The 24,600-nt window shown below is 44.5% G+C and carries 23 protein-coding genes and 1 pseudogene; 6 read left to right on the forward strand and 18 right to left on the reverse strand.

The window, feature by feature from the left end; all coding sequences use genetic code 11:
- The first annotated feature begins 173 nt into the window (after positions 1-173).
- Complete coding sequence (locus ACFODW_RS10265) at positions 174-533, forward strand: Lin0512 family protein (protein WP_390306028.1); 360 nt, start codon at positions 174-176, stop codon at positions 531-533.
- A 114-nt stretch (positions 534-647) separates the two neighbouring features.
- On the opposite strand, the gene ACFODW_RS10270 is transcribed toward ACFODW_RS10265, so the two are convergent.
- Both ACFODW_RS10270 and ACFODW_RS10275 read right to left on the reverse strand, forming a co-directional pair.
- Entirely contained in the window at positions 648-1,814 is a 1,167-nt protein-coding gene (locus tag ACFODW_RS10270) for a TraB/GumN family protein (protein ID WP_390306030.1), read from the reverse strand.
- 118 nt (positions 1,815-1,932) lie between these two features.
- A complete protein-coding gene (locus tag ACFODW_RS10275) occupies positions 1,933-2,547 on the reverse strand; it encodes an HD-GYP domain-containing protein (protein WP_390306033.1) in 615 nt (204 codons plus the stop codon).
- Positions 2,548-2,729: 182 nt separating this feature from the next.
- On the opposite strand from ACFODW_RS10275, the gene ACFODW_RS10280 reads away from it, so the two are divergent.
- Positions 2,730-3,533 carry a DUF2935 domain-containing protein gene (locus ACFODW_RS10280; RefSeq protein WP_390306035.1) on the forward strand — a complete coding sequence of 268 codons (804 nt, stop codon included), beginning with the start codon at positions 2,730-2,732 and terminating at the stop codon, positions 3,531-3,533.
- A gap of 116 nt (positions 3,534-3,649) precedes the next feature.
- Entirely contained in the window at positions 3,650-4,204 is a 555-nt protein-coding gene (locus ACFODW_RS10285) for a GNAT family N-acetyltransferase (protein ID WP_390306037.1), read from the forward strand.
- A 5-nt stretch (positions 4,205-4,209) separates the two neighbouring features.
- Here ACFODW_RS10285 and ACFODW_RS10290 read toward each other — a convergent pair whose 3' ends face one another.
- The 8 genes from ACFODW_RS10290 to ACFODW_RS10325 all read right to left on the reverse strand — a co-directional run bounded on the left by ACFODW_RS10290 (position 4,210) and on the right by ACFODW_RS10325 (position 12,826).
- Positions 4,210-4,545 (reverse strand): YqzG/YhdC family protein, encoded by a 336-nt coding sequence (locus tag ACFODW_RS10290; protein WP_390306039.1) that lies wholly within the window; start codon positions 4,543-4,545, stop codon positions 4,210-4,212.
- 512 nt (positions 4,546-5,057) lie between these two features.
- A complete protein-coding gene (gene nagB / locus ACFODW_RS10295) occupies positions 5,058-5,780 on the reverse strand; it encodes a glucosamine-6-phosphate deaminase (RefSeq protein WP_390306041.1) in 723 nt (240 codons plus the stop codon).
- Positions 5,780-6,943, reverse strand: a complete 1,164-nt coding sequence (gene nagA / locus ACFODW_RS10300; RefSeq protein ID WP_390306043.1) for an N-acetylglucosamine-6-phosphate deacetylase — start codon at positions 6,941-6,943, stop codon at positions 5,780-5,782. Before nagA ends, nagB begins: the two co-directional genes overlap by 1 nt.
- A gap of 74 nt (positions 6,944-7,017) precedes the next feature.
- The gene (locus ACFODW_RS10305; RefSeq protein ID WP_390306046.1) at positions 7,018-7,875 is read right to left on the reverse strand and encodes an ROK family protein; all 858 of its coding nucleotides are present in this window, start codon (positions 7,873-7,875) and stop codon (positions 7,018-7,020) included.
- A 17-nt stretch (positions 7,876-7,892) separates the two neighbouring features.
- Positions 7,893-8,390 carry a PTS sugar transporter subunit IIA gene (locus tag ACFODW_RS10310; RefSeq protein WP_390306048.1) on the reverse strand — a complete coding sequence of 166 codons (498 nt, stop codon included), beginning with the start codon at positions 8,388-8,390 and terminating at the stop codon, positions 7,893-7,895.
- 21 nt (positions 8,391-8,411) lie between these two features.
- Positions 8,412-9,860 carry a glycoside hydrolase family 32 protein gene (locus ACFODW_RS10315; RefSeq protein WP_390306050.1) on the reverse strand — a complete coding sequence of 483 codons (1,449 nt, stop codon included), beginning with the start codon at positions 9,858-9,860 and terminating at the stop codon, positions 8,412-8,414.
- Positions 9,861-9,870: 10 nt separating this feature from the next.
- Positions 9,871-11,313: a sucrose-specific PTS transporter subunit IIBC gene (locus ACFODW_RS10320; RefSeq protein ID WP_390306052.1), complete on the reverse strand. Its 1,443-nt coding sequence runs from the start codon at positions 11,311-11,313 to the stop codon at positions 9,871-9,873.
- 511 nt (positions 11,314-11,824) lie between these two features.
- A complete protein-coding gene (locus tag ACFODW_RS10325) occupies positions 11,825-12,826 on the reverse strand; it encodes a LacI family DNA-binding transcriptional regulator (protein WP_390306054.1) in 1,002 nt (333 codons plus the stop codon).
- Between the two features lie 518 nt (positions 12,827-13,344).
- Here ACFODW_RS10325 and ACFODW_RS10330 point away from each other — a divergent pair.
- Positions 13,345-13,728, forward strand: a complete 384-nt coding sequence (locus ACFODW_RS10330) for a DoxX family protein (protein ID WP_390306056.1) — start codon at positions 13,345-13,347, stop codon at positions 13,726-13,728.
- A gap of 266 nt (positions 13,729-13,994) precedes the next feature.
- Here the strand turns inward: ACFODW_RS10330 and ACFODW_RS10335 are convergent, their stop codons facing one another.
- From ACFODW_RS10335 to ACFODW_RS10365, 7 genes are all read right to left on the reverse strand, one after another.
- The gene (locus ACFODW_RS10335) at positions 13,995-15,215 is read right to left on the reverse strand and encodes a S1C family serine protease (RefSeq protein WP_390306059.1); all 1,221 of its coding nucleotides are present in this window, start codon (positions 15,213-15,215) and stop codon (positions 13,995-13,997) included.
- 100 nt (positions 15,216-15,315) lie between these two features.
- Positions 15,316-16,101: an MBL fold metallo-hydrolase gene (locus ACFODW_RS10340; protein WP_390306062.1), complete on the reverse strand. Its 786-nt coding sequence runs from the start codon at positions 16,099-16,101 to the stop codon at positions 15,316-15,318.
- Positions 16,098-17,030 carry a two-component system regulatory protein YycI gene (locus tag ACFODW_RS10345; protein ID WP_390306064.1) on the reverse strand — a complete coding sequence of 311 codons (933 nt, stop codon included), beginning with the start codon at positions 17,028-17,030 and terminating at the stop codon, positions 16,098-16,100. The genes ACFODW_RS10340 and ACFODW_RS10345 overlap by 4 nt, the downstream gene beginning before the upstream one ends.
- 2 nt (positions 17,031-17,032) lie before the next feature.
- Positions 17,033-18,334: a YycH family regulatory protein gene (locus ACFODW_RS10350; RefSeq protein WP_390306066.1), complete on the reverse strand. Its 1,302-nt coding sequence runs from the start codon at positions 18,332-18,334 to the stop codon at positions 17,033-17,035.
- Positions 18,334-20,160: a cell wall metabolism sensor histidine kinase WalK gene (walK, locus tag ACFODW_RS10355; RefSeq protein WP_390306068.1), complete on the reverse strand. Its 1,827-nt coding sequence runs from the start codon at positions 20,158-20,160 to the stop codon at positions 18,334-18,336. The genes ACFODW_RS10350 and walK overlap by 1 nt, the downstream gene beginning before the upstream one ends.
- Before the next feature lie 6 nt (positions 20,161-20,166).
- Positions 20,167-20,868 carry a response regulator YycF gene (yycF, locus tag ACFODW_RS10360; protein ID WP_390306070.1) on the reverse strand — a complete coding sequence of 234 codons (702 nt, stop codon included), beginning with the start codon at positions 20,866-20,868 and terminating at the stop codon, positions 20,167-20,169.
- 196 nt (positions 20,869-21,064) lie between these two features.
- Positions 21,065-22,354 carry an adenylosuccinate synthase gene (locus ACFODW_RS10365; RefSeq protein ID WP_390306072.1) on the reverse strand — a complete coding sequence of 430 codons (1,290 nt, stop codon included), beginning with the start codon at positions 22,352-22,354 and terminating at the stop codon, positions 21,065-21,067.
- A gap of 214 nt (positions 22,355-22,568) precedes the next feature.
- Between ACFODW_RS10365 and ACFODW_RS10370 the strand changes: the two genes are divergently transcribed.
- Positions 22,569-22,757: a hypothetical protein gene (locus ACFODW_RS10370; RefSeq protein ID WP_390306314.1), complete on the forward strand. Its 189-nt coding sequence runs from the start codon at positions 22,569-22,571 to the stop codon at positions 22,755-22,757.
- Between the two features lie 49 nt (positions 22,758-22,806).
- Positions 22,807-23,073, forward strand: a pseudogene (locus tag ACFODW_RS10375) (diadenylate cyclase); the annotation flags it as partial.
- 88 nt (positions 23,074-23,161) lie between these two features.
- Here ACFODW_RS10375 and dnaB read toward each other — a convergent pair.
- Positions 23,162-24,535, reverse strand: coding sequence for a replicative DNA helicase (gene dnaB / locus ACFODW_RS10380; protein ID WP_390306074.1), 1,374 nt, complete (start codon positions 24,533-24,535; stop codon positions 23,162-23,164).
- Positions 24,536-24,600 lie beyond the last annotated feature (65 nt).

The following is a 24,600-nucleotide window of genomic DNA, read 5'->3' on the forward strand; positions in this document are numbered from 1 at the left end:
AATTATGAATAATTCTATTGGACAAGCCAAAAACGCATCCATATGCCTAACAAGTGAATCTCGACAGTGCTATTGTCCTATGGTGTTTCGAAATTTCAAGAGCTGGGAAAAGATGTATATAGGGATGATGATTGGAAGAGTTCATCAGATACTCATATAAAGGAGTGTTTAACATGGAACAGATTTTATTCGTCCAAACGGGAACCGGAATAGATGTGCATGGGCAGGATATTACTAAAGCAGCAAGACGAGCAACGGAAAATGCGATTTGGTATAACTCCATGCCTGGTATTGAAAAAAGCCTGCCGGGGGAAAGCCTCGAGAATATGAAGGTCCAAGTGAAACTGGCGGTCCCTGTTGACAGGGAAAAGCTGGATGAAAGCAAAATAAAAGAGGCCATCCCATATGGCCAAGTGGATGTTGAAGTGACAGAAGGCGGAATGGCCACCTCCAGCGGTATCGTCCTAGAAGACAAGGGCGATGATAATGACCTGATGTATATCGTCAATGCCGCGGTGGAAGTAGGTTATTAAATATAAAAGCGTAACTGGACGCAGCTTACCCTGCTTGCGTCTGAAATAACACGTGAAATTCAATCAAAAAACCTCTCCCGGATGGAGAGGTTTTTTAATGTTCTGTCCGGTCAACTAGATATTCTCCAAAAACAGCCGGATGACATCGGCCCCGCCGATAAATGTACCTAGAGAACTGCCTATATTAGCCAGTACCACCACGAGAAGGACCCGTGTCACCTTATTGTTCCAGAAGCCTTTTAAATGATGTACATTATCGGTAAGTTTTTCGAAATCGCCGACATTCGGGCGTTTAATGTATGCCTGTACAAAGCCTGCGAACCAGCCGGCTGCAATCAATGGATTCAGGGAAGTGATCGGTGCTGCGACAAAAGCAGCCAGAATGGTCAGCGGATGCCCAAATGCCAGAGCCGCTCCCAGGGCTGAGAAGGATCCATTCCACAGAATCCAGCTGATGGACTGCTGAATGCCTGCAGCAGGATTGGTATAGAAAGTATATGCAATAATCGCCAAGATCAGAATGGGTATCGACCAGGCGATCACCTTTGGCACCTTCGACTTTTTCGGTACTTGGGACAGCCGCTCCAAGTCCTGCTCCTTATGTATTTCCTCCATAATCCCTGGTACATGGGCAGCACCTAGGATGGCAACCACTTTATTCCCTGGAGCTTCCTTGATCTTCTGAGCCAGGAACTGGTCGCGCTCATCGATCAATGGGGTTTTGAGCCTCGGGAACCGCTCGGAAAAGTCCCGCAGCATGGCATTCAATGTATCTTTTGACTTCATCTGTTCGAGTTCTTCTTCTGAAATGGACTCCTTACTGAAGATACTGGCAATCACTTGTGTCAACAGCATGGCTTTCCCTTTCAGTCCGACATTTCCCCATATCCGTGAAAAGGTCGTCTGGATATTCCTATCGGCCAGGACCAGTCCCGCATTCGCTTCTCTGGCAGACTCGATCCCTTGTATCATTTCCTGTCCGGCTTGGATGCCAAATTGCTTGGCCATTCTGTTCTGGAACGAAGATATGGCAAGATTCATCAATAACAGTGTCGCTTTTCCTTCCTTGATGACCTTGAATATATCCATATCCTTCCACTTGTTTCCTTCTGTCACCGACTTGTAGCGCTGTTCATCGAGCTCGACACAGACAGAGTCCGGTTGTTCCTTCTGGATGACTTCCTTCACTTGTGCGGCGCTGTTCTTTGACACATGGGCAGTGCCCAACAAGATGATTTCTTTATCATTTATATGTAATCTCGTAATATTTTCTTCAGACATGTAGTACCTTCCTTTGGTCATGCTGTTTCAGAATGCTGACTATTTATTCCATTATACTACATAGCCCGCTTCTATAGGTATGAAAATCTCCTGATAAGGTGGATCTCCGATGCAGGTATCACAAACTATCTTCTTTACCATGGAAACCCAACTTGCCATACCACCCTTCTGGAAGTTCCAGTCCCTCCAACATGGTGATGAACTCTTCTACCAGATTTCCATCAAACTGTTTCCAGCTAAACCGCCGCAACTCTTCGAAAGCTTCCTCATACGACATTTTCAGTGTTTGGTATTTTCTTATATCATATGTCATCACATCAAAGGAATCGCAGATGCGGATAATTCTCCCCTGCATGGAGATGTCCTCCCCGAGCAGCCGCCTTGGATAGCCGCTGCCATCCCAGTTCTCATGATGATCACGGACAAACTCAGCCGCCCGGAGTTTTCCCAGCTCCTTGCGTACAATCAGATTGCCAATATGGCAGTGGCTCTCTACCACCGTTCTTTCAATACTGTTCAATTTCCCAGGTTTCAGCAGAATATCCTTAGACAGGGCCATCTTCCCAATGTCATGCAAGAGGGCGGCTGTCTCAAGATCCTCATCATAACAATCCAGCCTTTCAGCGAGCAGCACAGATAAATGCATAACTCTTAGGGAATGCTGTTTAAACTCTCTAAGGACCTCATTATCTTGAGAAATTTCTTCAAAAAGTAATGTTGCAGTTTTTTCCATGACTGGTCCCCCAAAAAAATTTTTCAACTTCCATAGCTGACATTAAGTGCATACTACCATTATTAACCAGTGGGTACAATGAAAATTGGGAAACTTAGAAATTCATTTAGAGGTTTACCGATTCTATTTACCGCCTCACCTGAATATAGTGAACTGATTGCTTTTAGGAAGGAGAGGGAGCCTTGGATAAACTATTGGAAAGTGCGTCGTTCGAGCATCAGTTTTGGCTGCAGGTATTGGGGGATCATTCCCGTTTCATCCGCGATTCTCTATACCCCTCGGAGAAAAAGGATATTCAAATAGCAGAGGATTTCGTCTATACTTTTGATTTGCTCTTGAACAGGGTGAAGTCACTGCAGGAGAGCAATGTCATCGCTTTTACCAAGGAAGCAGATCATGCGGCAGAGGAATTAAAGGATTTCAAACTTTCATTGATCCGCAGACATCTGATCGGGGAGATAGGAATCCATCTCTCTCCGTCGTTTATAAATCATATGGTGAATGAACTGGAGGAATACCAGCTGGTGATCAGCTACTTGAAACAGGGGGAAGCTCCTCCTGTCTTCCATGAACTCCACCATCATTTGATCTGGATGCTTGATGCCTCCGGACACGCCGGGGCTATCAATGATGAATTGGATAAAGTGGAGGACAGACTGAAACAAAAGAGCAAGGCCTTTGCCGACCATTTTGATGCTTTTTATTTAAAAGCGGTAGAACTGACCGGCTTCCTGCGTACCAATGTCCATTCTTTTCCAGCACTCCGCAGATTCAACAATGATGTAGAGATAGAGCTTCAACTTTTCCGCACGTTTCTGGGAGAGATAGAAGAGATGGAACTCTCGAAAACGGTGCTTAGCACTTTTTCCGTATTGATGGCCGACCATATGGCCAGGGAGGAATGCTATTACCTCAGAAAGCTTGCTGAGTCAACGGACACTTCACCTCCAGACTGCAATCCTGCCAAACCTCGTACACAGGGGTAGGTATCCGGGGGCTTGCTTCCCCGGAAATGCTTTTTTGATTTATTCATACCATTAATCCTGCTGTTCTTTATGATATGATGGTTATTAACTGAACGGAGTCGAATAGGGGGATGGGTATGTTTTTGCTGGAGATTGATGAGGAAATTACATTAAGAGATTTACAGATTTCCGATGCGGAAGAACTTTTCCGGTTGACGGATCAATCCAGGGAGTATTTGCGGGAGTGGCTTCCTTGGGTGGACAACACAAAAAATATCGATGACTCGCGCGCCTTTATTGAACATGCACGGAAAGCATATGCAGAGAGAAAGGGGCTCACCTGCGGCATTTTTTATCAAGGCAAACTTGTTGGCACTGTGGCTTTCAACAGTTTTGACTGGCTAAACCGGATTGGGTATATCGGCTATTGGCTTGCTCCCGATCAGCAGGGCAGAGGAATTATGACCAAGGTATGCCGGGCACTGATCCATCACGCTTTTTACGTATTGGAATTAAATAAAGTAGACATCCGGGCGGCATATGAAAATAAGAAGAGCCGGGCAATTCCTGAACGGCTCGGATTTGTAAAAGAAGGGCAGATCCGCCAGGCGGAATGGCTATACGACCATTATGTGGACCATGTGATATATGGAATGCTTGCACGTGAATGGAGTGCTGCACATTCGCTTTAATTTCCCTATCTATCCGTCTTTTCGAACTTGATATCCAGGATTTCCTCTGTCTCATTGGCAAAGGTGATGGTTACAAATACACCATATTCCTGCTCACCTTCCCTCAACCAGAGCTTAAACTTTTCCTTTGAGGAATCGCCCATTGATTCTCTCCCTATATGGAGATAATCGATGATTTGGGCATTAGGGTATTCCTTTTTCGTTTCTTGGACAGCCAGACGGCCCCATTTTGCATATGGAGGAATTTCTTGATTCATTTCGTATCCAGGCTGTGTAATAATTGGTGAAACAGGAGAGAGCACAGGCAGAACCAAACCGAGCATTAGGAAAAGGTACTTCACCGACAACAACCTCCTTTTCCTTATAGATTCTGTTACTTGGTCGGCTTTTATTCCGATTTTCCTCCGTAACCAGAGAAGTTGGAAGAGAAATGTTTACCAAAGGGGAAAACTGGACATTTTGATAAGTTTAGATAAACGGTGTTTCCTAACCCAAACGGTTGCTTTATGTCCCAGTCTCTGCTCATCATTTCCCGGGAAATATCGACAAATTATTTTCCTGCTTCTATTGTGTCGAAGTGTCTAGCCATTTCACCTTCTAAGTCAGTCAACCTTTTGCCTGCCAAGATGGCATTTTAACGGTAACCACTTTATCATCAGAGCGAAAGCATAAGGAGCTTAGTGTTCGGAGTGAAATAAATTTATTTAAGATTAGAGTGATCTTACACAACTCTCAAGTGCTTGAATGGAACCTTCTAGGTAGGAACCAATTATATCCTCCCTATCGGTGATACATATGTGGAAACTAATCCAGACACCGGACTAGAGCAATTCCTACCCGCAAACTGACCAATTCAGCTATTCAGTGAAGATTCATCAGCAATAATTATTGTGTTTGGATGCTCACCTAAAGCGGATGCCGGAAAACTCTCTGATACTTCACCTTTGAGCAAGCGGGCAAGGGCAGCTGCTTTATTCTTCCCCGAAACAAGCAAAATAATTTCCTTACTATCAAGAATGGTACCGATTCCCATAGTTACTGCTTTCTTCGGAACTTCTTCAATGGAAGAAAAGAACCTTGCATTTGCTTTTCGAGTGGATTCATCAAGCTCTACCATATGGGTCCGGCTTTCAAAAGATGTACCAGGTTCATTGAAGCCAATATGGCCATTAAGGCCGATCCCGAGAATTTGCAAATCGATTTTGCCGGCATTTTTGATTAATTTCTCGTATTCCAGGCATTCGCTGTCCAGGTCAACTGCAGTGCCATTTGGCAGATGTATTTGGTCTTCACCAATATTGATATGCTTGAATAGCTTTTCCTTCATATATGAATGGTAACTCTTGGGGTGCTCTTTTTTAAGGCCTACATACTCATCCAAGTTGAAGGTGGTTAGATTGTTGAAAGAAGCCTCACCCTTTCGATAGGCTTCAATTAAGCAATTGTACATTCCCTCTGGTGTGGAACCCGTTGCAAGACCAAGTACAGGGTCCTCCATGCCTCTCAATCTCTCCAGCACGAGCGAGCAGGCTCTCTGGCTCATATCCTGATAGTCTTTAGCTTGAATTAATTCCATCACGCTTCCTCTCCCTTATAAGCTAGTTCTCCACGGCAAAACGTATAGTGAATGTTAAAATTCTTGTCCACCAATACCAGGTCTGCATCTTTACCTTCAGCAATACTGCCTTTTCTATCAAACACATCCAGTTGCTTGGCTGGATTTACGGACGCCATTTTCACTACGTCCTCTAAACTGACTCCCGCTAGAGTAAGCATATTTCTAGCCCCGTCCTTCATTTTCAGCATACTTCCAGCAAGAGTACCGTCTTCCAAAACAGCTCGGTCCGATGTGACATTGGCAGTCTGACCGCCCAATTCATAGTCACCTGCCGGAAGTCCCTTTGCCCGCATGGAATCTGTTATAAGAATAATCCGGTCACTACCCATGGTGCTGTAAATCAGCTGGAGCATTTCAGGAGCCACATGAATCCCGTCAGCAATAAGTTCGGCTCGAAGCGAATCGAGCTGGAAAGCAGCGCCAACAGCACCAATATCCCGGTGATGGATCCCGTTCATGGCATTGCATAAGTGTGTCAGTTGCCGCACACCGTGATCAACTGCTTTTTTAATGTCTAAAAATCCAGCTTCCGTATGCCCCGCTGAGACGTTGATCCCCTGTGATGCCAGGGTTCCTATAAAAGTACCATCAGGGTCATGTTCTGGCGCCATTGTGACTGTTCGGATGAGACCGCCAGAAATGTCTTGCCATCGGTTGAATTGTTCTACATCTGGTTCTTTTATATATTGTACAGGTTGGGCACCCGCTTTAGATTTTTCTACATACGGCCCTTCGAGATGAACGCCAATTACTTCAGCTATGCCAGGTTTATTATTGTATTGAGCTACATTCATTAAAGCTTTTTCGATGCTTTCCGACGATTGAGTAATCGTAGTTGCGAGATAGCTGGTTGTTCCTTCTTTTGGAAGAAGTGAGCCAATCGAATCAAGCGCTTCTTCCGTTGCGTCCATCGTGTCCGCCCCGTTTGCCCCGTGAATGTGACCATCAACAAAACCAGGTATGGTATAAAGTCCAGTTCCATCAATGATTTCCATTTCCTCATCAACTTCTGGCAAGCCCTTGCGATAGATGGTCTCAATTTCCCCCTCATTTATAAGCACGGAGCCAGTAATGGTTTCCTTCTCAAGATAAAGTGTGGTGTTCATAATGATTCTTTTCATAATGGCTGTGCCTCCTGTCGAGAACAGACTATTTCCTGTCCTAGCTAAGAGAATTGTAGTTCTTCATCCATCTATTATTTGGTACGTATCAATTCCATGGCCCCAATTACTCCTTGCTCATCGTTGAGCTCTGGCGCAACAATCAACTCATCAACAGGGCCAACATCCAGGTAGCCATTCATCTGTTCAGCAAAGTAGCTGCGAATGAGAGGATATAATTTTTCCTGCTTCATGACCCCGCCGCCTACAATGATTTTTTCAGGAATAAGCACGACGTAGTAGTTCATAATTGCCTGTGCAAGATAATATGCCTCGATGTCCCAAACCTGATCATTTTCCGTTAACTCCATGCCTTTCTTTCCGTATCGCTTTTCAATCGCCAACCCTGATGCCATGCCTTCGATGCAAGAGCCGTGATAAGGACAGCAACCGTCATATGGATCATCCGGATGCTTTTTAATAATGACATGGCCCATTTCCGAGTGATTCTTTCCTTGGTAGATTTCTCCGTTCTGGACCAATCCTGCGCCGAAACCTGTGCCAACTGTAATATAGAGGCAGGTATCTGATCCTTGTCCTGCACCAAATTTATACTCAGCAAGGCAGGCAGCATTCACATCAGTGTCCATGTATACTGGTATATTGAAAAGTGCTCTCAATTGTTCCAGCAGTGGATAGTGCTTCCATTTCTCCTTTGGGGTATTTAAAAAACTGCCATATGTTTTGCTTTTAATATTTAAATCAACAGGGCCAAATGAGGCAACTCCGAGTGCTTCGATAGCGTGTTTTTCAAAAAAACCCTTTGCTTCCAACAGGGTTTCCTCCGGATTTCCCGTTGGAAAACTGACTTTATCAATAATTTGTTTGCTATTGCCATTACTCACTGCACAGACGAATTTCGTACCGCCTGCTTCTATCCCGCCCAACAGCATGCTGCACACTCCTTCCCCTATTTTTTTACAACTAAAATCTCGTCTCTTCCTGCTGTTGCTTGTTTAACATCGATAGGTTCAATGGAGCTCATGTCATCCGTGTTGGTGATAATGATGGGGATAATTGTTCCCTGGGCTTTTTCACGAATCACGTCTAAATCAAAACTCAACAAGTGATCTCCTTGTTTAACTTTCTTGCCTTCTTCTACATGAGCAGTAAATCCCTCTCCGTTTAAGTTCACCGTCTCAAGTCCAATATGAAGCAAGATTTCTGCACCATTCTCTGCTTCGATGCCAATCGCATGCTTGGTCGGAAACAGTTGAATAATTTTGCCGTCGACCGGAGAAACAAGTTCACCAATTGCAGGTTCAATTGCAATTCCATCACCCATCATCTTTTCTGCAAATACAGGATCGGATATTTCTTCCAGGCTGACCAATTCACCACTGACTGGCGCTACAAGTGTTACATCATTGTGCATATCTTCTTTTTTCTTAAACAAATTTTTCAGCATGTTTCCTTCTCCTTTCAATGTTTAATAAGGGGTAACGCGATGTAAGTCCCATTTTTGTAGATTCATTTCCACGCTTCCTGATGTTAGTACTACAATCTCATCTGTTTGGACATCATCAAACACGCGAGAAGTGAATACTTCCTCTCCATCGTTCAGGAAAATTTCAATGGAAGACGTATCTTTAAAAAGATGAATTTCCTTCAGATCCTGCAGATAACAATGCCGCGATTCTTGTTGAGACGTATAGTAATTCTTTCGTTGAAACGTAAAAACGCCCTCATGCTGATCATATGTCAGTTTCGATTCCCCGACCTGAAGGGTCAAGGTTTCTCCTTCCATACTGTTAAAGGACACTTTCATTTCAAATACTTGCCCCCGAAGACTTAATTGCTGTTCCCCTTTCAAGTTTACATCTTTATACCGGGTTTCTTTACCACGAAGCCGCTTCAACTCCTCTACCGGATGTTGCATCAGTTTGCCCTCTTTCCATTCCAGTTCACGCGGTAGAGTGAGTGCATGAATCCATTCGTACTTCACAGTGGGCTCTTGGATATCACCTTCTACGGCATTGCCCATCCAACCAAAGAGAATCGTTCTTCCCTTTGGATCAATCGTCGTTTGCGGTGCATAAAAGTCAAAACCGCGGTCCAACTCTACAAATTGACCATGATCAAAGTTCCCCTCTGCATAGTTGACTTTTCCTACGAAGTAACCGGATTGATACGTATTTTGATACTGAAATCCTTGTGAGTCCATGCCCTGAGGACAAACAAGCAGAATATCGGTTCCGTTCAGTTCTAATAAATCCGGGCATTCCCACATATAGCCGAATTCGCCGGCATTACGATGGCCACTGCCTGCAAATGTACCCAGGAAACTCCATTCTTCAAGGTTATCGGAGGTATACAGAACCGCTGCTCCTGCTTTGTTTTTTGTTTGTGCTCCGAGCACCATATACCATTTCCCGTTTTTCCGAAACACCTTGGGATCGCGAAAGTGGGCGGTATAACCATCTGGCACATGAATGACAGGCCCCTTCTTTTTAAAATGGATACCGTCATCTGACACGGCTAGGCATTGATAGGATTCACGATTGCCTTTCTGATCCTTTACATTGCCGGTGTAAAACAAATACAAGGTATCTCCTACAACAACTGCACTTCCAGAGTAACAACCATTTTTATCGTACCAATCCCCTGGCACTAGGGCAGGAGGGGCTTCCTTCCAATGAACAAGATCTGTTGATACATAATGCCCCCAAAATTTGGATCCATGAGTAGTTTCAAACGGGTTCCATTGATAAAAAACATGATAATTGCCTTTATAATAGACAAGACCATTCGGATCATTCAACAATCCCACTGGGGGCATCAAATGATAGTGTAAACGGTAGGGATCGCTTCCTACCAAGGGTTTAAGCTTTTTTACTTGTTGATTTACTTTTTCCAGAATATCTATTGATGAGCTCATAAAAATTCTCCTATTTTACTTGTGTCTCTGGCTGCTGTACTTCTTTCAACATCTTATCGCTAAATCCGAAGAACCAGGTTAAAACAAAGGCGACGGCAATGGCCACAATATTTACGAAAATGAACTGGAGGATCTGACCATTTAGGTACAGAAGAGTACCTGGAATAACCGTCACGGCCATACCCGTTCCTGCTAATTCCATGATAGACGCTAAGAAACCACCGACTGCCCCGCCAATCATTCCCGCAAGGAACGGCTTGAAATAGCGCAAGTTCACCCCAAAAATGGCCGGTTCCGTTATCCCCAGGAACGCTGAAAGAGATGAAGGAAGAGCCAATGCTTTCAATTTTCCGGATTGTGTTTTTAATGCTACAGCCAATGTTGCACCGCCTTGTGCTGCAACCGCGCAAGATACAATTGCATTATATGGGTTGCTTCCGAAGGCTTCGAGCAGTTGAATTTCAAGGAAGTTGAAGACATGATGAACCCCAGTTATAACAATTACCTGGTTAAGCCCGCCAAGGATAATTCCAGCAAGGCCCAAAGGCATTCCAAGCACAGAAACAACTGCATCAAGCAATACATTCTCAACTGAATGGAAAACGGGACCAATAATGAATAGAGACAGAATACTCATAATTAATAGCGTTAAAAAGGGTGTGATGAGCAAATCCAAAACTTCGGGTGTCTTTTTGCGAATCGAGCGTTCAACCTTCGCACCAACTAAACCTGCGATAAATGCCGGAAGTACAGATCCTTGATAACCTACAACCGGAATAAACCCCATGAACATTATTGGCTCGGCTGTCTGGCCGGCTACTTCATAAGCATTTGGCAAAGCAGGGTTCACAAGCATTAATCCTAATACCAGACCAATGATCGGGCTTCCGCCAAATACCCTGAACGCAGACCATGCCACCAACGCCGGAAGGAATGCAAATGCTGTATCCGTTAATACTTGGGTGAACAACAAAAAGTTCTGTGAGACATCATCGGGTGTCATGCCAAATAGAGCCAAGATATTTTCTTGCATTATGAGGCCCCTGAGACCCATGAATAAACCAGTTGCAACTAGGACCGGAATAATCGGCACAAAGACATCACCGAATGTACGGATAGCCCGCTGGAATCTGTTTCCATTTTTCTCTGCGGCCTTGTTGCTCTGCTCTGCTTTATTTGCACCATTGACCCCCAGGTTTTCTACTTCGTTATACATCTTATTTACGGTACCAGTTCCAAAAATAACCTGGTATTGGCCTGAATTAAAGAAAGCTCCTTTTACTTTGTCAATATTCTCCACGTGTTCCTTTTCAATTTTCTCCTCATCGTTGACAATAAATCTTAACCGTGTTGCACAGTGGGTGACAGATGCAACGTTTTCCTTCCCCCCAACTGCCTCAATTAACTCTTCCGCAATTTGCTTATCGCTTCTTCTATTCTTATTATCAGCCAACTCTTTCACTCCTTTTTGTATTTCTCCTTTTTTCAAAGGAGCATCTGTCCGTCTCCCTTTCTATAGGGAATCGATTCCATATAAAATAAAATAACTGGAGCTTCTTAATTTAATGTTCTTTCTGTTAACCGTGTAGTAGTACTCTTACCTCCACAAAGTTAGGTATTAACCCGATACTACTCCATTTTTTGTTTGCATCTCTAAGCTTGATGGTATGGAATCGATCCACATCAGGTAACAATATATACGGTCCTTAAACTTAATCGATCAATTCTACCTCAATTGTTAACTGCTCACCTTTTCCAGTCATCAGCAACCTCTCTCTCCTTTGTGGCTGGTGGTTTTTCTCCTTACTTGTGAACTGTCTGTCATAAAGACTCCCCTTTCACAACCTATACATCATGGAATCGATTCCACAGAGATATCAATGGAATTAATGCATCTTGTTGGTTTATATAGACATATAGATATATAGATATATAGATATGCTATGAAATCGATTTCACCTACATTATAAACTTTTTCTCCAAATTAGTCTATAATTCAGCACAATTTTTTCTGAATACTCCCGTCCGGTTATTCGGTTAATCAGTTGCCTTGCTGCTTTCTCACCAGCTTTCTCATTCTGATTGTCCACCGTTGTCAGTGGTGGATCGAGATACTGGGCGATTTCTGATGCGCCAAACCCTGCAATGCCCATATCTTCGGGGACACGAATGCCCTCTTTTTTCAAATAACTCATCGCTCCTATAGCCAGCCTGTCCGTTACAGCAATAACTGCCTTCGGAACTGATTTCTGATCGCTTACACTAGGTGAAGACAGGATTCTTTCCATTGCATCGTGCCCTGAATCGATATCAAAAATTGCCTCTTGTACCCATCCCTCATTAACCTTCAGTCCATGAGCTTCCATTTCATCTAAAAAGCCCTTTTTCCGTAAATAGCCTACTGCCCGGTCCGTTTCATCCACACCAATAAAGGCAATTTCTCGATATCCCTTTGTAATGAATGTATGCGTCAATTCCCGTGCAGCATTATAATCATCATATGTAATAGACATAACTCCATCAACAGCCTGCCCGATCATCACAAGGGGAATATTGATGTCTTTAATTTTTTCTACAAGATCAGGCTCCGTGTTTGTGGCAATTAAAATAATGCCATCGACCCTGCGCACTTTCAACAACTCTAGAAATTCTATTTCTTTTTCCTTTTTTAAGTTGGTATTCGCCAGTATAATCTCGTATCCATGCTTGGATAATTCTTCACCAATACCCGTTACGATACGGCTTGACGTCTCTGTCTGTATCGTCGGTAAAATAACACCAACTATCTTCGTCTTCTTCGTCCTTAGTGATTTGGCATGCTGACTCGGTATGTATCCCGTTTCCTCGATGGCCTTTTCCACACGCTTTCTTGCATCCTCACTGACATAGCCGGAACTATTTAGTACACGCGAGACGGTAGTTCTTGATACCTTTGCCATCTCAGCTATATCCTTAATTGTAACCAAGACTTCTTCCTCCCATCATTTCCTTGATTTCTCATTAAAAGGCTTGTTTTGCCCGCTGGCCTAGGCTTCTCTTATAAATTGAAGTAAGAGGATGGTTTCCAGTATAGAGGGCGGCAGTTTAACAGATAGCCAGTTAACGGTTGCTATTGTATCTATGCCATAAGCATTTATTTGGTTATTAATAAAGGAACGTAAATCAAATTTCTTGATCAAAGGAAACAACCCCACTTTTTGAAGGGGCCAAAACTAACTGAAACCGGCACCTAGTAACAATGTAAATTCGACCATAATCTGACTGTAATATTAAGCACTATAATAAATTTAAAGGGCCTATATGTCAAAGGTAAATGTAACGTAAATTGATTTCTTAAATAAATTTATATAGCTGAAAAACGAAAGAAACTACGATAGCTTCTTCCTCCTTCAACTGAACAGTAAAGTATCAGACCAAAAGTTTGGCAAGGTTGTCCTATCGCCGCATATACATGGAGTACCGAATGATACAGGAGGTCGTTAATGTGCAGGAAAGTTTAAGCAGAGTAAATTGGATCAGCATGGCTGTCGGATACGTCTTCATCGCTTCCGGGATTACCAAACTGGTTGTCAGCGATTTTAAAACTATTTTCCTAAGCCTTGGATTGCCTTATCCGGAAGCGGTGTTATATCTGATAGCTATATCCGAATTGGCATGCGGCATGCTGCTAATTGGCAGAATGTTTATCCGGCAGGCAATTGCCCCACTCATCCTCATTATGCTCGGTGCCCTTTATCTCACAAAAATCCCGATCCTCTTAAACCAGGGCTTTATCTCATTTTTATTTGAGTCCAGACTGGATATCCTCTTGCTTGTCCTGCTGTTGGTTTTATGGCACCAATTCAGGGGAAAAACTGTGGATGAATGATCAAAATATGTGAAGAAGCCGTGGATAATCGTTAAATTTCGCGGGAAAATCCATAGTTATCCACAAAATTATTCACATATGCACAAGTGTTCGCAGTTATTTAGTATAGATATTATGTTCTACACTATATATTGATTTTTTCTCCTGAACTTATTAACATTATGTGTATAACTATGGAAAACCTGTGGATTACTTTTTGTATTTACAGAAAAAAGACTATCCCCATGTGGAGGGATAGTCTTTTTTGATTTGATTGCTTGTGGATATTACTGGGATCCTAGTTCAATCGTCGTCTCCCTTTTTTCGCCATCACGGTAATACGTTACGGTGACTTCCTCACCGATTTCTTTCTCCTGGTAAAGAATTTTACGCAGGTCGATCATGTTATGGACAGGTTCTCCATCCAGTTCTGTTATTACATCCAGGCGTTCCAGTCCGGCTTGGTCAGCAGGTGACCCACTTTCCACACTCCATACATATACACCGTTCTGTACATCTTCCGGCAGATTCAGTGTTTCTCTCCATTCTGCCTGTGGTATTTCATCCAAGGAGTAGATTTCCACTCCAATGTATGGCCTTACCACTTCACCAGTCTCTTCCAGTTCTTCAACAATTGGCATCGCTGTATCCACAGGGATGGCAAAACCAATACCTTCCACAGCAGCTTCATTAATTTTCATCGAGTTAATCCCGATCAGCTGCCCGGCAAGATTGAGAAGAGCACCGCCGCTGTTGCCAGGGTTTATTGCCGCATCCGTTTGGATGACTTCAGCCTGCCAGTCGGCACGCCCGTCCATATTAAAGTCCTGGGGAACTGTGCGCTGTGTTCCGCTGATCACTCCCTGGGTAACCGATCCGGAAAACATCATCCCTAAAGGATTCCCAATTGCAATCACCGGCTCTCCCCGCTTTACATTCTCAGAAGAGCCTATTTCGATGGGCTCCTCCACCCCGGATGCCTCCATCCGTAATACGGCCAAATCAGAGAAAACATCGCCGCCGACAATTTCCGCCTCTATACGTGTATCATCGTGTAGCACAACCTCTACCGTATCAGCACCCTGTACCACATGCTGATTTGTAACCACATATGCTGTTCCATCCTCGACTTTGTAGATTACACCGGAACCGGTCCCGGCTTGGCTCTCTTCCTGTTGCTGCTGCCAGAATTCTGCATTTGTCTGCAAATTGATGACCCCGACAACAGCTGGAGTTGCTTCTTCCACTACATCGGTAATCTGTGTGTTTATATCGACCGTTACAGAAGTATGGACCGTTCCATCTCCATCTTCTGTGCCAATGGTTGCCTGGTCGGTATTTTCTTCCTGCCCCGTGTCTGTTGCTGTACGGTTCATTTCCATCAAGTTAGGGACAGCCACTAGGGCGAAGAATCCAATTACGAGTATTCCAATCACCACCGGAAGGAGCCAGCCCCTTCTCTTACGCCTGTTCCGATTGGGCGGATAATGCTGTGTATAATATCCCATTTCTCTATCCCCTTATAAAAGTATAGTTGGTATAGTATTTCCTTCCAATCGTCCAAAATAAACTTGGAAAAATCCACAAGGTATAATAGAGAAAGAGGTATCAGACTACTTCATAAAGCGGGGTAGGTACAGCCGGATCTGTATCCTTAAGGTCCAGATCTATTCCCCGTTCTTTCAATACACTGTCGACAGACATCCGCGCTAAATCTTTCATGTTATTGTCTTGACTCAAATGCGCAAGATAGATCCGTTTCGTCCTATTGCTGATGATATCCGTGAGAGCCAAACCGCAGTCTTCATTCGAAACATGCCCAGAATCTCCAAGAATACGGCGTTTTACATTCCAAGGGTACCTTCCCATCCGAAGCATTTCTACATCGTGGTTGGCTTCAAATATATACGCATCGGCATCTTCTACGGTTTTCTTTATACGTTCGGAGACATATCCCAAATCCGTCACCAAAGCTACTTTCTTTCCTTCATGCCGAAACGTATAAAACATTGGCTCTGCAGCGTCGTGAGAAACACCGAATGACTCAACATCCATATCTCCGAATGTTTTCACCTGTTCCATGCCGAAATGGAATTTTTGGTCGATGGAAAGCTTGCCAATGGACTTTTCCATTGCCTTCCAAGTATTCTCATTTGCATATATAGGAAGGTTATATTTCCTTGCAGTAATTCCGAGTCCTTTAATATGGTCACTGTGTTCATGTGTGACCAGAATTCCGGACAGTTCAGAAGGGTCGATCTGTATTTCTGCAAATAAACGGTCCATCTGCTTTCCACTGAGTCCTGCATCCACCAGTAACTTTTCTTTGTCTGATTCGATATAAAAGGCATTTCCGGTGCTCCCGGAAGCCAATACACTAAATCGTAATGTCATTCTGTCTCACTCCGATTTTCCTCTTCCAGTTTTTCACTAAGCAGGTTGAATAATGGTTCTTTCATTTCATTTTCTTCATTCAATGTACTGATATTTGCCAGGGCTGAGCGAATGAATTCCTCATAGAATTCCTCATTTACCGTTGACTGGATCCCTTCGAGTGCATTTACGAGATACCTGCGTTTGCCTGTGTCACTTGTAACCGTGATATTATACGTGGGAGCGAACACCTGGACACCATCCTCGAGGGGAACCCGGGTCAGATAACCAATGCTCATATCTGAAACCTCATCTTCCGGGTAGAGCGCACCCCGGTTATACAAAATCTCGACTACCCGCATCGGCTGGATCATCGTCCGGCTATTCTCCTGGGTTTCCGCTTCGCCTAGCATTGTTTGGGTATAGAAAGTCATTTCATTTTTTTCATTTAAATAGACGATGAGCAATGCAGACTGATTATAAAAGACAGGACGTTCATTTTTCTTTTGGAAGAAAATCAGTGCATTCAATTCCTCATCCCATTCCCAAAAAATGTATTCCTCCGGATATAAAACATGAGGACGTACCATCTCTGCTATGTCTTCCTCATCTGCATCTTTCGGAATGGGAATGGGCTCTTCAAAGCGCCCCGCAATAAGCGTATCGGAGATCAGCTCCGTCTGCAGCCCTTCTTTTGCCTTTAGTAGGGAGATTTCCTCTTCCGTAAACTCTTTGGGATTGACAGAAATATAAGGTTCTTCCGTAGTCTCAACCTCTATGTCCCCTATGGTGATGTTCTCTGCTTCCAGTTGGCTCTCTATGGAGGAATCCTGCTCCTCCAAGACACTGATATCCGCCTGTTGCTGTTTCTCTATGAACTGCAATAGCAGGAACACATCCAAAACAAGGAAACAGAAGATAAAAACAGTCTTGATATTACTCCACTGCATCCTTATTGGCCCCCTTCATTTAAAGGCGGGACATCTTCAAAGGAAAGCTCCCGCCAGATTCCGTTATATTCCATATACCAAGCAGGGGCAAGATAGGCGGTTGCATTATTCTCATGCATTTCATATGTCAGCCGATAACCCAGCTGGATGTCTCCGATATTACCCAAATTGTAGTCTGTACCTCTGAGATGGGAGATGACTTCGGTCCCGGAAGGAAGTTCGACCAGGTCCCCGGCGAACGAATCATCCAGCGTAAACAACGGACGGCTGTATTGATGAAGTCCGACATCTCTCCATTCCTGTTCGATGACTGACAGGCCTGAACTGTTGAATACGGGATAGCCGGCATAGTACATTCGGTATCTTACGGAGTTGCTACCGGTATTCAGCCGTGCCAGACGATAATCGTCCGTCCAGCCAAAATGACCATTAATATTGGAAATGCTTCTGTTCAGCAATTCCATCGCAGGGAGACTTTCCTGGTTGGAGGAATTCGGATTATAAAACTCCATATTTCTTCCATATTGGAAGACACGCATCTGCCGCTGGCCATCATTATAGTATGATTCACCGCCATCATAAGTCTGCCGTACCACGGACGGTGTTTGGAACAAGGCGTTGACCAAAGCATTGACATCCAGCCGGCTGATAGCGAGTGAATGTTCCCGAGTACTTACTGGTTGATCCGGGAGATAAATCGGTTCCCTACCTTCATCAAACAGGACATGTTCTTCCAAACCGTTTAGCGAGGCGATCTTTCCCCATAGATTTTCATATACATTTGGATCGTTCATGACTGCATGTGCCTTCTGACGGCCATCAATCGACGGAATTTCCAAATGGACGGAAGCTGTATCCTGGTTAAAGGCTAAATAAATCCGTTCGAATGACCAGCTTGGCATCTGGATGTCGGGCTTATCGAATTGGAAAATGCTCTTCAATACTTCCATCGGCAGTTCCTCTGGAAAAACTACTTCGATTTCAAAAACCTGGGATTCCTTGCCATTGGAATCAGCTACATAGAAATCATCCAGTTCCCACGTCTTCATCCTGTCATACAAATCTTCTTGGTCCCTAGGGTCTTCATAGACGTAATAATGGCCATTAGTATGGAAGACGATAGACTTCGGCTCGATAAGGCTGCTTTTCGTCTCCTCCACACCACCGATGTCCATTTCATCAATATAGGAAGTGTTGTTCAGATTGTCCAAACTTGGCTGATAGCGCCATAGCCCAAAACTGAGCAACAGACTGAAACCGATAAGGACAATCAGCACTAAAGACTTCACTGCTTCGAGTTTCATTATGCACCCCTCCGCTTCTGATTCATCAGCGGAAGTGTAAAGAGAACGGTAGTCCCTTTACCCTCTTTGCTTGTAGCCCATATCTTTCCGTGGTGGGCTTCCACCAATTCCTTGGAGATGGCAAGCCCTAGGCCTGTCCCGCCAAGTTTTCTCGTCCTTGCTTTATCTGCTCTGTAAAAACGCTCGAAAATTTTATCGAGTTTATCGTAACTGATACCCATCCCCTGGTCGCTTACACTCACGAGCAGGTAATGCCTCTTATTTTCTGCTTTCATCGTAATTGTGCCGCCTTCAGGCGAATATTTGATAGCATTGGAAATGACGTTGTCAAGCACCTGGGTCATTTTATCCTTGTCCATCCATACAGGAAACTGACCTTCCGGAAGCTGTCTTTTCAGGTTGATATGCTCCGGGAGATTCAATTCAAACCGGTCAATGACTTCATGGAAATATTGGATGAAATCCACTCTTTCCTTTTCGAGCGGATACTCCTCTGCATCCATCTTGGAAAGCTGCAGAAGATCATTCACCATCCGGATCATCCGGTCTGTCTCTGTCTGGGCTACACCGAGAAAACGCGGCGCTATCTCCTTATCTTCCCATGCTCCATCATTTAACGCTTCAATATAACTTTTCATCGTGGTTAACGGTGTCCGCAGTTCATGGGAAACATTGGAGACGAACTCCCGACGGTCCTGTTCCGCCTTTTCTTGTTCGGTAACATCGCTAATAACCGAGATGAAGCCGGTGATGTTCTCTTCTTCATCAAGGATAGTAGAAAATTTTGCGCGGATAAGGAAAAATTCATCTTCATCACTGAAATCAATAATCATGGAACCACTGTCAGGCAGCTCTGTCATATTGATGACCCTGTCTTCGAGCTGCAGGACATCAATCAGCAGTTCACCATTCACTTCATCCGGATCCCGACCGATCATTCTGCCAGCAGCTTCATTCATCAATGTGACAGCACCTGTGTTGTCAGTGGCAATCACTCCATCAGACATGTTGGATAATACAGACCGCAGCTTGAATTGTTCCTCTTCAATCGTGGCATAAGAATGTTTTAGCCGGGAATTTAGATCATTGAATGTATCTGCAAGCAGGCCGATTTCATCCTTGCTGTAGACTTTTACCTTTTGGCTGAAATCCCCCTTGGCCATTGTCTGAGCCTGCCTTCTCATTTCGGAAATCGGCTTTGTGATGGTCCTTGCCACCAGGATCCCTACTACTGCCGAAACAGCGATTGCCAACAACGAACCCTGCAGGAAAATATCATTGATTTCCTGCATTTGATCGTAGACGCCTTCCAGAGAAGCCTCCACATAGATGACACCCATCACGTTTTCCTGGGAGTCAAAGATCGGGACAGCCTGAACGCGGACACGGTTTTTTGTTTCTGGGTTGAATTTTATGGTATCTTGCCGCTCGTCAAAGAATAGTGCGTCCTGCACCGTATCCCTTGTTGTCTTCTTGCCTATCATATCCCGCTCTAATACATTGGTGGTACCAAGCACTCTGCTTTGATTATTGATGACTTCCAATGTTGTAATATCGCCTGTTTCCACATCACTGACGATATTCTGGATCTCCTCCTGCAGGGTGGACCCGCCTTCTTCGTTCCTCTCCCGCTCAAATGCCTTCTCCAGATTATAGTTCAAGAGTTCCACTCTATCGTCAATAGAACTTTCGAAGTTCTCCATCAGCTCCCTCTCCAGTTCATTGGTGAAAAAAGCCCCGATTACCTGAACTGCTACAAGGAGCAGAAGGATATAGATGATCGTAAACTTCGATTGAATGGAACGGAATAAACCAACCTTATTCATAAGCTGCTACTCCTGCTCAGGGTTTCGTAAATAATAACCCACTCCTCTGCGGGTCACGATCCAAGTAGGATTACTTGGGTTCTCTTCAATTTTTTCACGGAGTCTCCTTACAGTAACATCCACTGTGCGGACATCTCCGAAATAATCATATCCCCAGACAGTCTCCAATAAATGTTCACGCGTCATGACCTGTCCCATGTGGCGTGCCAGGTAATGAAGAAGCTCAAATTCACGATGGGTAAGCTCTATCTGCTCGCCATTCCGGGATACAACATAGGCATCCGGATGAATCGTGAGGGAGCCGATAACGATATCCTTCGTCTGTTTGGCTGTCTCTTCCGGCACCTGCTGTCTGCGGAGGTTTGCCTTCACCCTGGCAATCAGCTCCCGATTGCTGAAAGGCTTGGTGACATAATCATCCGCTCCCAGTTCCAGACCGAGCACCTTGTCAATTTCCGCGTCCTTTGCCGTCAGCATAATAATAGGCATGGATTGAGTCTTGCGGACTTCCCGGCAAACTTCATTTCCATCCCTTCCTGGAAGCATAATATCCAGAAGAATGAGGTCGGGAGCTTCCGATTCAGCAAGCTCTACAGCCGTATCCCCGTCATTCGCCACTACTACCTCGTATCCTTCCTTTTCCAGATTGAACTTCAATATATCTGCAATCGGCTGTTCATCATCAACCACTAATATTTTATGACTCATTATGGCACATCCTTTATCCTAAAGTTAATATAGTAATTATATAGTTTACGAGAATTCATTGGTCAGAGAATCCGGAATTAAATCCGGCGTTATTCATACACTCTTCCCTCTATTTTATCGTATTTTGGGGGAAATGTCTCCCTTCTGTGGAATTAGAAAAGAGACAGCCTCTTCAGGGGCTGCCTCTTTTCCAACATTAGCTGCTATATACACTTCGTACTACATTCGTCTGTGAACGGTCCGGGCCAACAGAGAAGATGGATAATGGTATCTCTGTCAGTTGGGAAATCCTTTCAAGGTAATGTCGGGCATTTTCCGGCAGTTCGCTTAAATCCTTGACACCGGTTATATCATCCGTCCAACCAGGCATTTCCTCATATATCGGCTCACATTCTGCCAGTACAGCCAGACTTGCAGGGAATTCCTTCATGATTTCCCCTTTATAACGATACGCCGTACAAATTTTCAATGTCTCAATCCCTGTAAGGACATCCAGGGAATTCAGGGATAGGTCCGTTATTCCGCTGACACGGCGAGCATGCCTGACTACAACACTGTCAAACCAGCCGACGCGGCGGGCCCTTCCTGTGGTGGTGCCGTATTCGCGGCCGACCTCGCGAATGCGGTCTCCTGTCTCATCGTGAAGTTCTGTAGGGAAAGGTCCGTCCCCCACCCTTGTAGTATAGGCTTTGGAGACACCTACGACATGGTTGATCTTTGTCGGTCCGACCCCGGAACCGATTGTCACTCCTCCAGCAATCGGGTTGGAAGATGTCACAAACGGATATGTTCCCTGGTCAATATCCAGCATGACACCCTGTGCTCCTTCAAAAAGAACACGCCGTCCTTCATCAAGGGCATCATTAAGTACAACGGAAGTATCACATACGTACTCAGCCATCTGCTGGCCATATTCATAATATTCCTCCAGTATATCTTCCACCTTCATTGGCTCTACTTCATATACTTTTTCAAACAGGCGGTTTTTTTCCTGGAGGTTCTGTTCCAATTTTTCACGGAAAGCTTCCTTATCCATCAGGTCAGCAATACGGATGCCGCTTCGGGCCGCTTTATCCATGTAAGCCGGGCCGATTCCCTTCTTCGTTGTTCCAATCTTATTGGCACCCTTAGCTTCCTCCTGCAGGATATCCAGCTGAAGATGATATGGAAGGATGACATGGGCACGGTTGCTGATGCGGAGATTATCTGTGGATACATTGCGTTCATGCAGATAGGCAATTTCCTCCATAAATGCTTTGGGGTCGATTACCATTCCATTGCCCAGTACACAAATTTTGTCATCAAAAAAGATACCGGAGGGGATTAAATGCAATTTATATGTGATATCGTCAAATTTGATGGTATGGCCAGCATTATTTCCGCCTTGATAACGGGCGACAACCTCGGCATTCTGAGACAGAAAATCCGTGATCTTGCCTTTTCCTTCATCGCCCCACTGCGTTCCAACTACTACTACTGAGGACATAGTGCACCTCCATTAAATTATGTAACATTTGATTTTTATTATTCCAAAAGTAATTCTATCAGTAACACCTAAGCAAGTCAATTCAATTCACGAACATTAGGTTTTTATTTTATTGTATCGTTCGCTAAAATATTTTTTGGCTCATGTATAAAATGCCTCACTTCGAAAATAATAATACCAGTTGGTCATATATGATTTCGAATGGGGTGGAAAAATGGTTTCCAGGGAGCCTGATATATCCAGCAAAATGGGCCACGATCTGAAAAACGGCCTGCTAAAACTCTCCCATGAAATACACCAGGTCATACAGACGGCTGAGGCCTCAGAATACAGTACCCTGCATGAATTGGAAGATATTCATCAATTATTACATGATTTTCAGGCAACAACGGCCATTATTTAAACAGCTACTTAGCCCCTTTTTTGTATGCAGGGATCCCTCTTCATGCCGACCTCTCCTATCCTCTTCTTCCACCTTTTATACAGGAACCCCCCTGCATGATGGGGCGGTATTAATTTATAAAGATAGAATCGTTTCAGCTGCAAATGTCCTGCCGCTTTCGGAAAACAGGGAAGTACGAGGAAAAATGGGCACAAGACATCGAGCTGCCGAACAAACGGATGCCCTGGTACTGGCAGTTTCAGAGGAGGCAGGGAGGGCGACCTTCGCGTTTAAGGGGAACCTTTACCCGATCCGCTCAAAAAGTGGCTTAATTTAGCAAAGGAAAGGGTGGGGAGCTGTATGCAAACCTGGAAAGCCGTTTCCTAAAACAATAAAAATAGCAGCCCCACTGTGAGGCTGCTTTCCTAGACCTGTACCGGTGCAGGAGGTACATCACTCTCCGAATACCGATGGTCCAGATCCACGAACTTATTATATTCTTTCACAAAGGCAAGCTCGACCGTACCGACAGGGCCATTACGCTGTTTGGAAATAATGATTTCAATTATGTTCTGCTTCTCTGTCTCTTGATCATAATAGTCATCCCTATATAGGAAACCGACAATATCGGCATCCTGCTCGATACTTCCTGATTCCCGCAGGTCCGACATCATTGGGCGCTTATCCTGGCGGGATTCAACTCCACGGGAAAGCTGGGACAACGCAATTAAAGGAACATTCAATTCACGTGCCAGCCCTTTAAGGGAACGGGAAATCTCGGAAACTTCCTGTTGCCTGTTTTCCCCTCTAGAACTGCCGCTTCCCTGGATAAGCTGCAAATAATCGATCAAAATCATCCCAAGGCCATGTTCCTGCTTTAGACGCCTGCATTTGGAGCGGATCTCACTGACACGGATTCCCGGAGAATCATCAATGAAGATACCTGCATTGGATAACGACCCCATCGCCATCGTCAGCTTACTCCAGTCATCCGCCTGCAATTGGCCATTCCGAAGCCGGGTAGCATCAATGTTCCCTTCCGCACAAAGCATCCGCTGGACGAGCTGGTCTGCACCCATCTCTAGACTGAAGATGGCTACATTTTCGCCGCTGTTGACGGCCACGTTCTGTGCTACATTCAGCGCAAAGGCCGTTTTACCAACAGACGGGCGGGCAGCGACGATGATCAGATCATTGGGCTGAAAGCCTGAAGTTATCCGATCCAAATCACGGAATCCGGTAGGGACTCCGGTCAGATCGGCATTGGATTGATGAAGCTGTTCGATATTATCATATACATCAATCAATACATCCTTAATGGCTTTAAAGGATCCGGAATTTTTCCGCCCGGACACTTCCAGAATGTTTTTTTCGGCATCATTCAGGACATCTTCCACTTCGTCCTCTTTTTCATAGCCCGAGGTCACAATGTCGGTAGCTGTACGGATAAGCCGCCGGAGGATCGCCTTTTCTTCTACAATCCTGCTGTAATACTCGATATTGGCTGCCGTCGGTACACTGCCGGCCACTTCCGACAGATATGTCACCCCTCCTGCTTCATCGAGCTGTTTTGCGTTTTGAAGGTAGGTAGTTACTGTTACCACATCAATAGGTTCGCCTCTATCGGCCAATTTCATCATCGCTGCAAAAATCCGCTGGTGGCCCGCGCGATAAAAGTCTTCGGCAACCAATATTTCTGATGCGGTAGAAAAAGCCTGTGGCTCTAAAAAGATGGCACCAATCACCGACTGTTCCGCCTCTATATTATGGGGCGGAACCCGATCATTCCACTCATTCATCGTCCCGGGCCCTCCTTTCAAAGAAAATCTTGTTGTTAACAGAAACTGGCCAATATATGAATACG

The sequence above is a fragment of the Virgibacillus sediminis genome (assembly GCF_042643265.1).
GTDB lineage: Bacteria > Bacillota > Bacilli > Bacillales > Amphibacillaceae > Virgibacillus_O > Virgibacillus_O sediminis.

Coding starts and splice junctions, on each gene's coding strand:
- ACFODW_RS10265 (WP_390306028.1), top strand. CDS start 174: ATGGAACAGATTTTATTCGTCCAAACGGGAACCGGAATAGATGTGCAT.
- ACFODW_RS10270 (WP_390306030.1), bottom strand. CDS start 1,814: ATGTCTGAAGAAAATATTACGAGATTACATATAAATGATAAAGAAATC.
- ACFODW_RS10275 (WP_390306033.1), bottom strand. CDS start 2,547: ATGGAAAAAACTGCAACATTACTTTTTGAAGAAATTTCTCAAGATAAT.
- ACFODW_RS10285 (WP_390306037.1), top strand. CDS start 3,650: ATGTTTTTGCTGGAGATTGATGAGGAAATTACATTAAGAGATTTACAG.
- nagB (WP_390306041.1), bottom strand. CDS start 5,780: ATGGAATTAATTCAAGCTAAAGACTATCAGGATATGAGCCAGAGAGCC.
- nagA (WP_390306043.1), bottom strand. CDS start 6,943: ATGAAAAGAATCATTATGAACACCACACTTTATCTTGAGAAGGAAACC.
- ACFODW_RS10305 (WP_390306046.1), bottom strand. CDS start 7,875: ATGCTGTTGGGCGGGATAGAAGCAGGCGGTACGAAATTCGTCTGTGCA.
- ACFODW_RS10310 (WP_390306048.1), bottom strand. CDS start 8,390: ATGCTGAAAAATTTGTTTAAGAAAAAAGAAGATATGCACAATGATGTA.
- ACFODW_RS10315 (WP_390306050.1), bottom strand. CDS start 9,860: ATGAGCTCATCAATAGATATTCTGGAAAAAGTAAATCAACAAGTAAAA.
- ACFODW_RS10335 (WP_390306059.1), bottom strand. CDS start 15,215: ATGGGATATTATACACAGCATTATCCGCCCAATCGGAACAGGCGTAAG.
- ACFODW_RS10340 (WP_390306062.1), bottom strand. CDS start 16,101: ATGACATTACGATTTAGTGTATTGGCTTCCGGGAGCACCGGAAATGCC.
- ACFODW_RS10345 (WP_390306064.1), bottom strand. CDS start 17,030: ATGCAGTGGAGTAATATCAAGACTGTTTTTATCTTCTGTTTCCTTGTT.
- ACFODW_RS10350 (WP_390306066.1), bottom strand. CDS start 18,334: ATGAAACTCGAAGCAGTGAAGTCTTTAGTGCTGATTGTCCTTATCGGT.
- walK (WP_390306068.1), bottom strand. CDS start 20,160: ATGAATAAGGTTGGTTTATTCCGTTCCATTCAATCGAAGTTTACGATC.
- yycF (WP_390306070.1), bottom strand. CDS start 20,868: ATGAGTCATAAAATATTAGTGGTTGATGATGAACAGCCGATTGCAGAT.
- ACFODW_RS10365 (WP_390306072.1), bottom strand. CDS start 22,354: ATGTCCTCAGTAGTAGTAGTTGGAACGCAGTGGGGCGATGAAGGAAAA.
- ACFODW_RS10370 (WP_390306314.1), top strand. CDS start 22,569: ATGGTTTCCAGGGAGCCTGATATATCCAGCAAAATGGGCCACGATCTG.
- dnaB (WP_390306074.1), bottom strand. CDS start 24,535: ATGAATGAGTGGAATGATCGGGTTCCGCCCCATAATATAGAGGCGGAA.